General features: G+C 68.3%; 13 protein-coding genes. 12 read left to right on the top strand and 1 reads right to left on the bottom strand.

The window, feature by feature from the left end:
* Positions 1-140 precede the first annotated feature (140 nt).
* From NFC98_RS00825 to greA, 6 genes are all read left to right on the top strand, one after another.
* Positions 141-419, top strand: a complete 279-nt coding sequence (locus tag NFC98_RS00825; protein ID WP_254276375.1) for a DUF2218 domain-containing protein — start codon at positions 141-143, stop codon at positions 417-419.
* Positions 416-1,330: a DMT family transporter gene (locus tag NFC98_RS00830; protein ID WP_254276376.1), complete on the top strand. Its 915-nt coding sequence runs from the start codon at positions 416-418 to the stop codon at positions 1,328-1,330. The genes NFC98_RS00825 and NFC98_RS00830 overlap by 4 nt, the downstream gene beginning before the upstream one ends.
* Positions 1,331-1,390: 60 nt before the next feature.
* Positions 1,391-2,194 carry a 4-hydroxy-tetrahydrodipicolinate reductase gene (gene dapB, locus NFC98_RS00835; RefSeq protein WP_254276377.1) on the top strand — a complete coding sequence of 268 codons (804 nt, stop codon included), beginning with the start codon at positions 1,391-1,393 and terminating at the stop codon, positions 2,192-2,194.
* 422 nt (positions 2,195-2,616) lie between these two features.
* A complete protein-coding gene (carA, locus tag NFC98_RS00840) occupies positions 2,617-3,762 on the top strand; it encodes a glutamine-hydrolyzing carbamoyl-phosphate synthase small subunit (RefSeq protein ID WP_254276378.1) in 1,146 nt (381 codons plus the stop codon).
* A 52-nt stretch (positions 3,763-3,814) separates the two neighbouring features.
* A complete protein-coding gene (gene carB, locus NFC98_RS00845) occupies positions 3,815-7,060 on the top strand; it encodes a carbamoyl-phosphate synthase large subunit (protein WP_254276379.1) in 3,246 nt (1,081 codons plus the stop codon).
* Entirely contained in the window at positions 7,057-7,533 is a 477-nt protein-coding gene (gene greA / locus NFC98_RS00850; protein WP_183330948.1) for a transcription elongation factor GreA, read from the top strand. Before carB ends, greA begins: the two co-directional genes overlap by 4 nt.
* A gap of 197 nt (positions 7,534-7,730) precedes the next feature.
* Here greA and yhbY read toward each other — a convergent pair whose 3' ends face one another.
* Positions 7,731-8,057 carry a ribosome assembly RNA-binding protein YhbY gene (yhbY, locus tag NFC98_RS00855; RefSeq protein WP_183330949.1) on the bottom strand — a complete coding sequence of 109 codons (327 nt, stop codon included), beginning with the start codon at positions 8,055-8,057 and terminating at the stop codon, positions 7,731-7,733.
* A 193-nt stretch (positions 8,058-8,250) separates the two neighbouring features.
* Between yhbY and rlmE the strand changes: the two genes are divergently transcribed.
* From rlmE to secG, 6 genes are all read left to right on the top strand, one after another.
* Positions 8,251-8,925, top strand: coding sequence for a 23S rRNA (uridine(2552)-2'-O)-methyltransferase RlmE (gene rlmE, locus NFC98_RS00860; protein WP_254276380.1), 675 nt, complete (start codon positions 8,251-8,253; stop codon positions 8,923-8,925).
* A 198-nt stretch (positions 8,926-9,123) separates the two neighbouring features.
* Positions 9,124-11,112, top strand: coding sequence for an ATP-dependent zinc metalloprotease FtsH (gene ftsH / locus NFC98_RS00865; protein WP_254276381.1), 1,989 nt, complete (start codon positions 9,124-9,126; stop codon positions 11,110-11,112).
* A gap of 154 nt (positions 11,113-11,266) precedes the next feature.
* Entirely contained in the window at positions 11,267-12,055 is a 789-nt protein-coding gene (folP, locus tag NFC98_RS00870) for a dihydropteroate synthase (protein ID WP_367948964.1), read from the top strand.
* Positions 12,052-13,407, top strand: coding sequence for a phosphoglucosamine mutase (gene glmM, locus NFC98_RS00875; protein ID WP_254276383.1), 1,356 nt, complete (start codon positions 12,052-12,054; stop codon positions 13,405-13,407). Before folP ends, glmM begins: the two co-directional genes overlap by 4 nt.
* Positions 13,408-13,473: 66 nt before the next feature.
* Positions 13,474-14,223, top strand: a complete 750-nt coding sequence (gene tpiA / locus NFC98_RS00880; RefSeq protein WP_254276384.1) for a triose-phosphate isomerase — start codon at positions 13,474-13,476, stop codon at positions 14,221-14,223.
* A gap of 4 nt (positions 14,224-14,227) precedes the next feature.
* Positions 14,228-14,587 (top strand): preprotein translocase subunit SecG, encoded by a 360-nt coding sequence (gene secG, locus NFC98_RS00885; protein WP_183330954.1) that lies wholly within the window; start codon positions 14,228-14,230, stop codon positions 14,585-14,587.
* Positions 14,588-14,609: the final 22 nt, after the last annotated feature.

Below are 14,609 nucleotides of genomic sequence, written 5' to 3' on the forward strand. Positions count from 1 at the left end.
TCTCCCCTTGTTCCGTCAGGCATGGCGCCACGGTATCACGTGGCCCGTCGCCTGGGGGGCGCCGCGTGAAAGCGCGTGCTTGGCTTCGACGATGGAGCGGCATAGTCTGGGAGCTCGATGAATCTGCCAGGAGGTGTGCCATGCCGATTTCACGAGCCGAGCTGCCCGCGGAGGACGCGGTGTCGCTGATCGACCAGCTCTGCGAGCGCTGGGCCGATGCCGAGGCGATCGACCGGACCAGCGACCCGGTCAGGATCGACTTCGCCAGCGGCAGCTGCTACCTCCAGGCGCAGCCGGACAAGCTGCTGGTGGTGGTCGAGGCGGTCGATGACGAGACCCACGACCAGCTGGAAGGCGAGGTCGACGCCGCCCTGGAGGCCCTCAAGGGCGTCTCGCTGGACATCGTCTGGGAGGCGTGACCGTCGCGGTCACCCCGGCGGCCGCCCACCTGGGCATGCTGCTCTGGGCGGTGCTGGTGGGCCTTTCGTTTCCCGCCGTGGGGCTGATGAGCGAGCTGCCGCCGCTGTCGCTCACCGCCCTGCGCTTCGCCATCGCCTGCGGTGCGCTGTGGTGGCTGGCGCGCCGCTCTCCGACGTTCCTGCCGTCCTGGCGGCTGCTGCCCCTCTACGCCCTCATGGGCCTCTGCCTGGCCGGCTTCTTCGGCGCCATGTTCTGGGCGGCGCACCACGCCACGGCCCTCTCCATGGCGACCCTCTACGTTACGGTGCCGCTGCTGGCCTTCCTGCTGGGGCTGGGCCTGCGGGTGGAGCGCCCCGGTTGGCGGCTGCCGGCGGTCCTCTCTCTGGGTGCCCTCGGCGCCCTGGGGCTGGCCGTCGCCGAGGCGTGGCAGCAGGGCGGCCGCCTGCGCTTCGGTGCCGGCGATGCGGTGTTCTTCCTGGGCTGTGTCTCCACGGCGCTCTACCCGGTGCTCAGCAAGTGGGGGCTGGCCACGGGGCGCCTGCCGGCCTCGGCGGCGGTGCGCACCTTCTGGAGCCTGGGAGCGGGGGGCGTGCTGATCGGTCTGCTCGGGCTCGCGGTCGAGCCGCTGGGCGTGCTGGCCACCATGAGCGCCCGGGATCTGGCGCTGCTCGTCTACCTGGGGCTCTTCTCCAGCGCCCTGACCTTCTGGCTGATGCAGCGGGCCACCGCGGCGCTGACCCCGGGGGTGGTCACCGCCTACGGCTACCTGGTGCCCTTCGTCTCCATGCTGCTGCTGTTTGTGCAGTCGCCGGCCCGCATCGGCTGGGCCTGGCTGCCCGGCAGCCTTACGGTACTGGTGGCCATGGGGCTGCTGATGCGCCGCGAGCGGCCCCAGGCGCCGGCCGGATAGCGGCCGCTCTGGTATACTGCCGCCCATTCCCGAACCGCTACCGCTTCTACAGGAGTCCACATGACCCGTATCGCCATCGTCGGTGTCGCCGGCCGCATGGGCCGCACCCTGGTCAATGCCGTGCAGCAGGATGACGGCGCCACCCTGGCCGGCGGCATCGTCGAGCCGGGCAGCTCGCTGGCCGGCGCCGACATCGGCGAGCTGGCCGGGGTCGGCCGGCTGGGGGTGGCCGCGGTGGATTCCCTCGAGGCCATCGTCGATGACTTCGACGTGCTGATCGACTTCACCGCCCCTCGGGTGACGCTTTCCAACCTGGCCTTCTGTGCGGCCCACGGCAAGCGCATGGTGATCGGCACCACCGGGCTCTCCGACGAGGAGCTGGCCGAACTGGACGCCTTCCGCGAGGCGCTGCCCTTCGTGTTCGCGCCGAACATGAGCGTGGGCGTCAATCTCACGCTGAAGCTGCTGGAGACGGCTGCCAGGGCGCTGGGCGACGAGGGCTACGACATCGAGGTGATCGAGGCGCACCATCGCCACAAGGTGGATGCCCCCTCGGGCACGGCGCTGAAGATGGGCGAGGTGGTGGCCGAGAGCCTGGGCCGCACCCTCAAGGAGCACGGCGTGTTCGAGCGGGTGGGGCAGTGCGGGCCGCGCAGCGACAAGGAGATCGGCTTTGCCACGGTGCGCGCCGGGGACATCGTCGGCGAGCACACCGTGATGTTCGCCACCGAGGGCGAGCGCATCGAGATCACCCACAAGGCGTCGAGCCGCATGACCTTCGCCAAGGGCGCGGTGCGCGCGGCGCGCTGGGTGGCCGGCCAGGGCAACGGCCGCTATGCGATGCAGGACGTATTGGGGTTGTAATGATAGGGGCATGGCGAAGGCTCGAGGCTGTTCCGGCGACAGGCCTACGCGGGGGCGCTGTGAATACCTCCCTGTACGCTACCTCCGCCATCCCTGGTCTCCGGACCCCCTCTCCGACCTGTCCCCGGCGCCTCTCGCTGCATGTCATGGCACATGCCTTCGAGGGGTAACTCCCCGGGGGTAGTCGCCGGGCGGCGTTTCCTGTAATATCCCCAAAATTTTGGCCGGGCGCATGGGCGAAAGCCCCCTTCACAGCGCTTGTTGCTTCGGCCCAGCATTCCGAGCGAATGACAACAAGCGGGATGAAACCGGTCTTCATCGGGTTTCGTCCCGCTTTTTTGCGGGCTGGCCACCGGTAGCACCATTCCTTGACGAGCTGTCGTTGCATGGCTGTCGTTACACAGATATGGGAGGACGTTGCATTGAACAGACCCGCGATACTGGCCCTGGAAGACGGAAGCGTATTTCACGGCACGGCGATCGGCGCCGATGGACAGACCAGCGGTGAGGTGGTGTTCAATACGGCCATGACCGGCTACCAGGAGATCCTGACCGACCCCTCCTATACCCGCCAGATCGTCACCCTGACCTACCCCCATATCGGCAACACCGGCGTCAACGCCGAGGACGTGGAGTCCGGCGCCATCGCCGCCGCCGGCTTGGTGATCCGCGACCTGCCGCTGCTGGCCAGCAACTTCCGCTGCGAGCAGAGCCTCTCCGACTACCTCACGAGCCAGAACGTGCTGGGCATCGCCGACATCGACACCCGCCGGCTGACCCGCATCCTGCGCGACAAGGGCTCCCAGAACGGCGCCATCCTGGCCGGCGCCGAGGCCGAGGGCGAGGACGCCGTGGAGCGCGCACTGGCCGCCGCCAAGGCCTTCCCGGGCCTCAAGGGCATGGACCTGGCCAAGGTGGTCTCCTGTCAGACTCCCTACGAGTGGAGCGAGGGCGAGTGGGCCCTGGGCCAGGGCTACGCCGACGCGGCCAAGGCAGAGCGCCCCTTCCACGTGGTCGCCTACGACTACGGCGTCAAGCGCAACATCCTGCGCATGCTCGCCTCGCGGGGCTGCCGGCTCACCGTGGTGCCGGCCCAGACCCCGGCGGCCGAGGTGCTGGCCATGGCCCCGGACGGCATCTTCCTGGCCAACGGCCCGGGTGACCCCGAGCCCTGCGACTACGCCATCACCGCGATCCGGGAGATCCTCGAGACCGAGATCCCGGTGTTCGGCATCTGCCTGGGCCACCAGCTGCTGGCGCTGGCCAGCGGTGCGAAGACAGTGAAGATGGGCCACGGTCACCACGGCGCCAACCACCCGGTGCAGGACCTCGACACCGGCCGCGTGATGATCACCAGCCAGAACCACGGCTTCGCCGCCGACGAGGCGACCCTGCCGGCCAACCTGCGCGCCACCCACCGCTCGCTGTTCGACGGCACCCTGCAGGGCATCGAGCGCACCGACCGCCCGGCCTTCAGCTTCCAGGGGCACCCGGAAGCGAGCCCCGGCCCGAAGGACGTGTCGCCGCTGTTCGACCGCTTCGTCGAGATGATGAAGGCTCGCCGCTAGGCGGGCCCTCGATTCGTCGCCCTTCGTCACCCTCATTCAAGCGGGAAGCACCATGCCCAAGCGTACCGACATCCAGAGCATCCTGATCATTGGCGCCGGCCCCATCGTCATCGGCCAGGCGTGCGAATTCGACTACTCCGGCGCCCAGGCCTGCAAGGCGCTGCGCGAGGAGGGCTACCGGGTCATCCTGGTCAACTCCAACCCGGCCACCATCATGACCGACCCGGCCATGGCCGACGCCACCTACATCGAGCCGATCACCTGGCAGGCGGTGGAGAAGATCATCGAGGCCGAGCGCCCCGACGCCATCCTGCCCACCATGGGCGGCCAGACCGCGCTGAACTGCGCCCTGGACCTGGACAAGCACGGCGTGCTGGCCAAGTACGGCGTGGAGATGATCGGCGCCAACGCCGATGCCATCAACAAGGCCGAGGACCGCGACCTCTTCGACCAGGCCATGAAGCGCATCGGCCTGGAGTGCCCCAAGGCCGAGGTGGCCCACAGCATGGAGGAGGCGTGGCGCATCCAGGCCTCGCTCGGCTTCCCGGTGATCATCCGTCCCTCCTACACCATGGGTGGCTCCGGCGGCGGCGTGGCCTACAACAAGGAGGAGTTCGAGGAGATCTGCACCCGCGGCTTCGAGCTCTCCAACAACCACGAGCTGCTGATCGACGAGTCGCTGCTGGGCTGGAAGGAGTACGAGATGGAGGTCGTTCGTGACCGGAACGACAACTGCATCATCGTCTGCGCCATCGAGAACTTCGACCCCATGGGCGTGCACACCGGCGACTCCATCACCGTGGCCCCTGCCCAGACGCTGACCGACAAGGAGTACCAGATCATGCGCGACGCATCGCTGGCGGTGCTGCGCGAGATCGGCGTCGAGACCGGCGGCTCCAACGTGCAGTTCGGCGTGGACCCGGACACCGGGCGCATGGTGGTCATCGAGATGAACCCGCGGGTGTCGCGCTCCTCGGCGCTGGCCTCCAAGGCCACCGGCTTCCCGATCGCCAAGATCGCCGCCAAGCTGGCGGTGGGCTACACCCTGGACGAGCTGCAGAACGACATCACCGGCGGCCGCACCCCGGCGTCGTTCGAGCCCTCCATCGACTACGTGGTCACCAAGATCCCACGCTTCACCTTCGAGAAGTTCCCCCAGGCCAACGACCGCCTGACCACCCAGATGAAGTCGGTGGGCGAGGTGATGGCGATCGGGCGCACCTTCCAGGAGTCGCTGCAGAAGGCGCTGCGTGGCATGGAGACCGGCAACGACGGCCTCGACCCCATATTTCCTGATTTCAAGCCCGGCGAGTTCACCGACGAGGCCATGGCGCAGATCAAGGGCGAGCTGCAGGCCGCCGGCGCCGAGCGCATCTTCTTTATTGCCGACGCCATCCGCGCCGGCATGAGCCGCGACGAGATCTTCGCGCTGACCAAGATCGACCCCTGGTTCCTGGTCCAGCTCGAGGACCTGATCGCCACCGAGGCCGAGGTGGCCCGGCGCTCGCTTGCCGAGCTCGATGCCCGGGAGCTGTTCCGCCTCAAGCGCAAGGGCTTCTCCGACGCCCGCCTGGCCCGCCTGCTCGGGGTCTCCGAGAAGGAGTTCCGCAAGACCCGCCAGAAGGCCGGCATCCGCCCGGTCTACAAGCGGGTCGACACCTGTGCGGCGGAGTTCGCCTCGGATACCGCCTACATGTACTCCACCTACGAGGAGGAGTGCGAGGCGGAGGTCTCCGATCGCCAGAAGATCATGGTGCTGGGTGGCGGCCCCAACCGCATCGGCCAGGGCATCGAGTTCGACTACTGCTGCGTCCACGCTGCCTTCGCCATGCGCGACGACGGCTACGAGACCATCATGGTCAACTGCAACCCGGAGACCGTCTCCACCGACTACGACACCAGTGACCGCCTCTACTTCGAGCCGGTGACCCTGGAGGACGTGCTGGAGATCGCCGACAAGGAGCAGCCGGTCGGCGTGATCGTGCAGTTCGGCGGCCAGACCCCGCTGAAGCTGGCTCGGGAGCTGGAGGCCGCCGGTGTGCCGATCATCGGCACCACCCCGGACGCCATCGACCGCGCCGAGGATCGCGAGCGCTTCCAGCAGATGATCGACAAGCTGGGCCTCAAGCAGCCGCCCAACGCCACCGCGCGCAGCTTCGAGGAGGCCTTCGCCAAGGCCGAGGCGATCGGCTACCCGCTGGTGGTGCGTCCCAGCTATGTGCTGGGCGGCCGCGCCATGGAGATCGTCTACGACGCCTCGGAGCTGGAGAACTACATGACCCACGCGGTCAAGGTCTCCAACGACTCCCCGGTGCTGCTGGACCACTTCCTCAACGCCGCCATCGAGATCGATATCGATGCGGTCAGCGACGGCAAGCAGGTGGTGATCGGCGGCATCATGCAGCACATCGAGCAGGCCGGCGTGCACTCCGGCGACTCCGCCTGTTCGCTGCCGCCCTACTCGCTGCCCGCCGAGGTGCAGGACGAGATGCGCGAGCAGGTCCGGCAGATGGCCGTGGAGCTGGGCGTCAAGGGCCTGATGAACGTGCAGCTGGCCTGGCAGGACGGCGAGATCTACGTCATCGAGGTCAACCCCCGCGCCTCGCGCACCGTGCCCTTCGTCTCCAAGTGCATCGGCACCTCACTGGCCCAGGTCGCGGCGCGCTGCATGGCCGGTACCACCCTGGCCGATCAGGGCTTCACCCGCGAGATCGTGCCGCACTTCTTCAGCGTCAAGGAGGCGGTCTTCCCGTTCAACAAGTTCCCGGGCGTCGACCCGATCCTCTCGCCGGAGATGAAGTCCACCGGCGAGGTGATGGGTAGCGGCGACACCTTCGCCGAGGCCTTCTACAAGGCGCAGCTGGGCGCCGGCGAGGCGATTCCGCCCCTAGAAGGCGACCGCAAGGCGTTCCTCTCGGTGCGCGAGCCGGACAAGGCGGGTGTTATCGAGGTGGCGCGTTCTCTGGTAACATTGGGCTTCACGCTGTGCGCGACCCGCGGGACCGCCGCTGCCCTCGAGGCGGCCGGTCTCGACGTCGAGGTCGTCAACAAGGTTTTCGAAGGTCGCCCGCATATCGTCGATCTGCTCAAGAACGACGACATCGCCTATATCGTCAATACCACCGAGGGTCGCCAGGCGATCAGTGACTCCTCGGTGATCCGCCGCACCGCGCTTGCCCGCAAGGTCCCCTACGCCACCACCCTGGCGGGGGCCAGTGCCGTCTGCATGGCGCTGGAGTACGGCAATGCGATCACGGTGCGGCGGCTTCAGGATTTGCATGCAGGAGCTGCACAATGAACAAGGTCCCGATGACCGTTGCCGGTGAGGCACGCCTGCGCAAGGAGCTCGAGGAGCTCAAGAGTGAGGCGCGTCCGAAGGTGATTGCCGCCATCGCCGAGGCCCGCGAGCACGGCGATCTCAAGGAGAACGCCGAGTACCATGCGGCCCGCGAGCAGCAGGGCTTCATCGAGGGGCGTATCCAGGAGATCGAGGGCAAGCTCTCCAACGCCCAGGTGATCGACGTCACCAAGCTGCCCCAGACCGGCAAGGTGATCTTCGGCGTCACCGTGGAGCTGATCAACCTCGATACCGACGAGGAGGTCACCTATCGCATCGTCGGCGAGGACGAGGCCGACATCAAGGCCGGCCGGATCTCGGTCACCTCGCCCATCGCCCGTGCGCTGATCGGCAAGGAGGAGGGCGACGTGGTGGTGGTCAAGACCCCCGGCGGCAACGTCGAGTACGAGATCGGCGGCGTCCAGCACCTGTAAGCGCCGAGCCTGTAGGAGCCCAATTCATTGGCGGTGCGACGCTTCGCCTAAGGCGCCGCCAGGCGCCCCCGCTGCTGCGCAGCGGATCGCTCAGCGGAGCTGAGCTCCTACAGGGTGCCAAGCAAAAGGCCCGCGGCAGTGTGAACTGCGCCGCGGGCCTTTTGCTTTCCGGGTCAGGGGTGGGAGGGGCCTGGTGCTCAGTGCCGCCCGTGGTGACCCTCGTAGCGCTGGACGTTGGAGAGCTTCGGGTTGGCCTGGGGGTTCCGGCGGTAGAGCAGCGCCATCTTGCCGATGGTCTGCACCAGCTCGGCACCGCTGGCCTTGACCAGCTCCTCCAGCATGGCGGCGCGGTCGTCGCGCTCCGGCAGGGCGAGCTTGACCTTGATCAGCTCGTGGTCGGAGAGCGCCCGCTCGAGCTCCCCCAGCACTCCCTCGGAGATGCCGTTCTCGGAGACCATGACCACCGGGGTCAGGTGGTGGCCGATGCTGCGGAATGCTTTCTTTTGTGCCTGTGACAAGCTCATGGTATCTTGCGTCTTCCCGGTTGCGCGCAGCTGCCCATGGTACGCTGAAATTGTCATGGGCGAAACGTGGCGCAGTGAAGGCACGGGGCATTCGGCCAGCGTCGAAGTGGCCGGTCAGGATCCATCCGTTTCGCGTGACACTCCCGCACCCCGCTCGACCGCCTGTCCGTCCCCATTCAACACAGGTGATGCCGTGGCTCGTTCCCGCACTCCATCCCCCGATTCCGGCAAGTCGCCGGCGCGCCAGGCCTCCGCCAGCAAGACCAGCAAGGGCTGGCTGAAGGAACACTTCGACGACCAGTACGTGCAGCGCTCCTGGCAGGACGGCTACCGTTCCCGGGCCAGCTACAAGCTGCTGGAGCTCGACGAGAAGGATCGCCTGCTGCGCCGCGGCATGACGGTGATCGACCTGGGCGCGGCCCCCGGCGGCTGGAGCCAGGTGGCCGCCGAGAAGGCCGGGCCCGAGGGGGTGGTGATCGCCTCCGACATCCTCGAGATGGATGCCCTGGCCGGCGTCGACTTCATCCAGGGCGACTTCACCGAGGAGAGCGTTCTGGAGGAGATTCTCGGCGTGCTCGGCAGCAGGCCGGTGGACCTGGTGATGTCCGACATGGCCCCCAACATGAGCGGCATGGCCGCCATCGACCAGCCCCAGGCGATGTACCTGGTGGAGCTGGCGCTGGACCTGGCCGGCCAGACCCTGCGCCCCGGCGGCACCTTCCTGGCCAAGGTGTTTCAGGGCGAGGGGTTCGACGAATACCTGAAGACCCTGCGCGAGCGCTTCACGCGGGTGGTGACCCGCAAGCCGGGTGCCTCGCGGGCCCGCTCCCGGGAGGTCTACCTGCTGGCGGAGGGGTTCCGCGGCTGATTCGGCCCGGCCGGCGATAGCCCTGGCCTACCGGGCTGATTGCCGGACAGCGCGGCGCGACTGTGTCACAGTGGAGCCAGAGGCGGTCCGCCCGGGACATGAGCTCCGGCGGTGGCCGAACGCGGCGCGCTGATGTAGTGTCCAAGCAACGTGCCAGGTGCATCCGGCCGACAGTTTATTGATATTGAGGGTAGTCCCTTGAACGACATGGCGAAGAACCTGATCCTGTGGTTGGTCATCGCGGCAGTGCTGCTGACGGTGTTCAACAACTTCAGCGTCGACAGCTCACCGCAGGCGATGAACTACTCGCAGTTCGTCCAGCAGGTGCAGAACCAGCAGGTCCGCAGCGTGACCATCGACGGCTATCGGATCTCCGGCGAACGCACGGATGGCTCCCAGTTCCAGACCATCCGGCCGGCGGCCGAGGATCCCAAGCTGATCGACGACCTGCTCTCCAACAACGTCACCGTGGTCGGCAAGGAGCCCGAGCAGCAGAGCCTGTGGACGCGGCTGCTGATCGCCAGCTTCCCGATCCTGCTGATCCTGGCGATCTTCATGTTCTTCATGCGCCAGATGCAGGGCGGCGGGGCCGGCAAGGGCGGGCCCATGAGCTTCGGCAAGTCCAAGGCCAAGCTGCTCTCCCAGGACCAGATCAAGACCACCTTCGCCGACGTGGCCGGCTGCGACGAGGCCAAGGAGGAGGTCGAGGAGCTGGTCGACTTCCTGCGCGACCCCACCAAGTTCCAGCGCCTGGGCGGCACCATCCCCCGCGGCGTGCTGATGGTGGGCCCGCCCGGCACCGGCAAGACGCTGCTCGCCAAGTCCATCGCCGGCGAGGCCAAGGTGCCGTTCTTCTCGATCTCCGGCTCCGACTTCGTCGAGATGTTCGTCGGCGTGGGCGCCTCCCGCGTGCGTGACATGTTCGAGCAGGCCAAGAAGCAGGCGCCCTGCATCATCTTCATCGACGAGATCGACGCCGTCGGCCGCTCCCGCGGGGTCGGCATGGGCGGCGGCAACGACGAGCGCGAGCAGACCCTCAACCAGCTGCTGGTGGAGATGGACGGCTTCGAGGCCAACGAGGGCATCATCGTCATCGCCGCCACCAACCGCCCCGACGTGCTGGATCCGGCGCTGATGCGCCCGGGCCGCTTCGACCGCCAGGTGGTGGTGCCGCTGCCCGATATCCGCGGCCGCGAGCATATCCTCAACGTGCACCTGCGCAAGGTGCCGCTGGCCGACGACGTCAAACCGTCGCTGATCGCCCGCGGCACCCCGGGCTTCTCCGGCGCCGACCTGGCCAACCTGGTCAACGAGGCGGCGCTGTTCGCCGCCCGTCGCAACAAGCGCCTGGTAGGCATGGAGGAGCTGGAGCTGGCCAAGGACAAGATCATGATGGGCGCCGAGCGTCGCTCCATGGTCATGACCGAGAAGGAGAAGCTCAACACCGCCTACCACGAGTCGGGCCACGCCATCATCGGCCTGGTGATGCCGGAGCACGACCCGGTCTACAAGGTGACCATCATCCCCCGTGGCCGCGCCCTGGGCGTGACCATGTTCCTGCCCGAGCAGGATCGCTACAGCCTGTCGCGGCAGCAGATTCTCAGCCAGATCTGCTCGCTGTTCGGTGGCCGCATCGCCGAGGAGATGACCCTGGGGCCGAACGGGGTCACCACCGGCGCCTCCAACGACATCAAGCGTGCCACCGAGCTGGCCCACAGCATGGTCGCCAAGTGGGGCCTCTCCGAGGAGATGGGCCCGATCATGTACGACGAGGACGAGTCCCACCAGTTCCTCGGCGGCCCGGGTCAGGGCGGCGGCAAGATGAAGTCCGGCGAGACCATCTCCAAGCTCGACAAGGAGGTCCGCAAGGTCATCGACGACTGCTACGAGCAGGCGCGTGTCATCCTCGAGGAGAACCGCGACAAGCTCGACGCCATGGCCGAGGCGCTGATGAAGTACGAGACCATCGACTCCACCCAGCTCAAGGACATCATGGAGGGGCGTGACCCGCGTCCCCCCGAGGGCTGGGATGATCCGAGCGGTGGCGCTCCCACCGGCGGCGATCCCCGCGCCGAGGCGGCGGAGTCCCCGCAGGACGAGCCGGAGCAGGTCGACGGCGACGAGGAGGATGACGACGAACCGCGCCGTCGGCCCTCCGATCCGCTGGGAGGCCCGGCCGGCTCCTGAGCCTGTCGCGCCCACTCCGATCAGGCGCCCCCCAGCGGGGGCGCCTTTGCCATTCTGGCCACCCCTTTCGATACGTGACCGAGCGATGATGAACCCGACACCCGCCCCCCTCATGTGCGGTCGCCACCGGCTCGACCTCTCCTATCCCCGCGTCATGGGGATCCTCAACGTCACCCCCGACTCCTTCTCCGACGGCGGCCGCCACGTGGCCCTGGAGGATGCCCTGCGGCATGCCGAACGCATGCTGGCCGAGGGGGCGGCGCTGATCGACGTGGGGGGTGAGTCCACCCGACCCGGCGCCGCCCCGGTGAGTGCCCAGCAGGAGCTCGACCGGGTGGCGCCGGTGGTGGAGGCGCTGGTCCGCGAGCTGGATGCCCTGGTCTCGGTGGACACCAGCTGCCCCGAGGTGATGCGCGAGAGCGCGGCGCTGGGGGCGGGCATGATCAACGACGTGCGGGCCCTGGAGCGCGAGGGAGCGCTGGCCGCGGCCATCGGCACGGGGCTGCCGGTCTGCCTGATGCATCGCCAGGGCGAGCCCCGCGACATGCAGCAGGCGCCCCGCTATGATGTGCCCATCGAGGAGGCGGTCGTCGACTACCTCGACGGGCGGGTCGAGGCGTGCGAGGCGGCCGGCCTGCGCCGCGAGCGCCTGCTGGTCGACCCGGGCTTCGGCTTTGGCAAGACCGTGGAGCACAACCTGCGCCTGCTCAACCGCATGGACCGCCTGGCGGCCCTCGAGCTGCCGCTGCTGGTGGGCATGTCGCGCAAGAGCATGATCGGCAAGGTGCTGGCGCGCCCGGTGGAGGAGCGCCTGCCCGGCGGCCTGGCGCTGACGGCCCTGGCGGTGGAGCGCGGCGCCCGCATCCTGCGTGTCCACGACGTGGCCCCCAGCGTGGACGCGGTGAACATGACCTGGGCCGTACTCAAGGAAGGTTGCAAATGACACGACGCTACTTCGGCACCGACGGGATTCGCGGCACGGTGGGGCAGCCCCCCATCACCGCCGACTTCATGCTCAAGCTGGGCTGGGCCACCGGCCGCGTGCTGGCAGAGACCAACAGCAAGCGGCGCCACCGGGTGCTGATCGGCAAGGACACGCGAATCTCCGGCTACATGTTCGAGTCCGCCCTGGAGGCGGGGCTCTCCGCCGCCGGCGTGGACGTGGCCCTGCTGGGCCCCATGCCGACCCCGGGCATCGCCTACCTGACCCGCACCTTCCGGGCGGATGCCGGCATCGTCATCTCGGCCTCCCACAACCCCTTCGCCGACAACGGCATCAAGTTCTTCTCCACCGAGGGGGTCAAGCTGGCCGACGAGGTCGAGGCGCGCATCGAGGCGATGCTCGACGAGCCGCTGACCACCGTGGCGGCGGACCGGCTGGGCAAGGTGGCGCGCATCGACGATGCCGCCGGCCGCTACATCGAGTTCTGCAAGTCCACCATCCCCGACCGGGTCAGCCTGCGCGGCCTGAAGGTGGTGCTGGACTGTGCCCACGGTGCTACCTACCACATCGCCCCCAGCGTGTTCCGCGAGCTGGGTGCCGAGGTCAGCCTGATCGGGGCGAGCCCCGACGGCCTCAACATCAACAAGGAGGTCGGCTCCACCCATCCTGCCGCGCTGCGTGCCGCGGTGATCCAGCAGGGCGCCGACCTGGGCGTGGCCTTCGACGGCGATGGCGACCGGGTGCTGCTGGTGGATGCCGACGGCCGTGAGATCGACGGCGACGACATCCTCTACCTGATCGCCCGCGACCGCCATGGCCGCGGGGAGCTGGGCGGGGGTGTGGTCGGCACCCTGATGTCGAACTTCGGCCTGGCCGCGGCCTTCGAGGAGATGGGCGTGCCCTTCGAGCGCGCCAGGGTGGGCGACCGCTACGTGATGGAGCGGCTGGCCGCCAACGGCTGGCAGCTGGGCGGCGAATCCTCGGGGCATATCGTCTGTGGCCACGTGCAGACCACCGGTGACGGCATCGTCTCGGCGCTGCAGGTGCTGGCGATCATGGTCCGCGAGGAGAAGCCGCTGCAGCGGCTGCTGGCGGGGATGGAGAAGGCGCCCCAGTCGCTGGTCAACGTGCGCCTGACGCCGGGCAGCGATGCCCGGGCGGTGATGGAGATGCCCGCCCTGAAGGACGCGGTGGCCGAGGTCGAGACCGAACTGGGCGACGAGGGCCGCGTGCTGCTCCGCCCCTCTGGTACCGAGCCGCTGATCCGGGTGATGGTCGAGGGGCGGGCGCACCTCGACGTCGATGGCCTGGCGCGACGCCTGGCCGGCGAGGTCGAGGCGCTGCTGGCCTGAGGCGGCCGGTTGTCTTGACAAGGCCGCTCCTATACCATTTCGCACCACCTTGAAAGAGGACCGCCGATGCGTACCCCGCTGATCGCCGGCAACTGGAAGATGAACGGCTCCACCGAGCTGGTCGAGGCGTTCGGACAGGCCTTTTCCGATGTCACGCTGCCGGCACCGCTGGACGTGGCGATCTTTCCGCCCTATCCCTACCTGGATGCGGCGCGGAGCGCCTTCGCCGGGACCCCGGTACGGCTCGGCGCCCAGACGCTGAATCCCCTGCATTCCGGGGCCCACACCGGCGAGGTGAGCGGGCGAATGCTGCGCGAGTTTGACGTGCAGTACGCCCTGGTGGGGCACTCCGAGCGTCGCCAGCTCTATCGCGAGAGCGATGCGGAGGTCCATGACCGCCTGCTGGCCGCGCTCGGCGTCGACCTGACCCCGGTGCTCTGCGTGGGCGAGACCCTCGAAGAGCGCGATGCCGGGCGCACCATGGAGGTGGTGCTGCGCCAGGTGGGTTTCGTCATGGCGCGCCTGGAGCCCGAGCAGCGTGCCCGGGTGGTCATCGCCTACGAGCCGGTCTGGGCGATCGGCACCGGCCGCACGGCGACCCCCGAGCAGGCCCAGGAGGTGATGGCCGGCATTCGCGAGTACCAGGCCGGCTATGATCGCGACCTGGCGGCGGGGCTGCGGCTGCTTTACGGCGGCAGCATGAATGCGAGCAATGCGGTTGAGCTGCTGGCTCAGCCCGATATCGACGGCGGCCTGGTGGGCGGTGCCTCGCTCAAGGTCGACGATTTCCTAGCCATTTGTCAGTCAGCAGGTTGAATCCATGCAAGTTGCCATTCTCATGATCCATGTGGCGATCGCCATCGCCCTGGTCGTCCTCGTCCTGCTGCAGCAGGGCAAGGGCGCCGAAGCCGGTGCCGCCTTCGGTGGCGGTGCCTCCCAGACCGTGTTCGGCTCCCGGGGCAGCGGCGGCTTCCTGTCGAAGTCCACCGCGATCCTGGCTGCCGCCTTCTTCGCCACCTCGCTGACCCTGGCCTGGTATGCCTCCCAGGCGAGCCAGGCGCCGGAGGCCGGGATTCCCGACTCCCGCCTGATCGAGCAGCAGCGCAGCGTTCCGACCCTTGACGACAGTGCCGGGGGTGTGGATAATGCAGCGCCAGTGCTGGAGGGCAGCGACGACTGAGGTCGTGCCCGGATTTCCCAGC

Origin of the sequence: Halomonas sp. 3H (assembly GCF_024206005.1) — a bacterium.
In the GTDB taxonomy this organism is placed as follows: Bacteria; Pseudomonadota; Gammaproteobacteria; order Pseudomonadales; family Halomonadaceae; genus Halomonas; species Halomonas campaniensis.